At 50.9% G+C, this 428-nt stretch carries 1 protein-coding gene; it reads left to right on the top strand.

What is annotated here, in order from left to right:
- On the top strand, positions 1–298 hold a 298-nt coding region (locus ACU8YC_RS28510), incomplete at its 5' end, for a formylglycine-generating enzyme family protein (RefSeq protein ID WP_446896454.1).
- Positions 299–428 lie beyond the last annotated feature (130 nt).

Raw genomic sequence — 428 nt, 5'->3', positions numbered from 1 at the left:
GGTCGGGAAATATCCCCCCAATCCACTGGGGTTGTATGACATGGGACTAAGTGGCCAGGAGTGGGCTAATGACTGGTATGCGGCGGACTACTATGCGCACTCGCCGGTTGATAACCCACAGGGACCGAAGAGCGGCGACAGGAAGGTTATGAGAGGATATTCAGGAGGAGATTATCAATATGCCCTGACCATGTTTCGTAAGTCGAATCTCCCTTCCCCACTTTTTGACGGTCATATAGCAGAAGATAACGAATTCCTTCCCAATTTTGGCCTTCGCTGCGTGGTGAATAACGGATGATGACGCATATTCTGAAATTTCTTACTCCGGGGATATTTTTGCTGGCGCTGACCGGCTGTGATAACAGCTCCAGTGCGGAAAACCAGCAGCTCACCCAGGCGCTGGTGAAACGCTCGCTGGATAATATGGT

Source organism: Citrobacter sp. VF227, assembly GCF_052950715.1.
The sequence above is the reverse complement of the archived record's forward strand: the minus strand, read 5'-3'. Positions and strand labels throughout refer to the sequence as shown.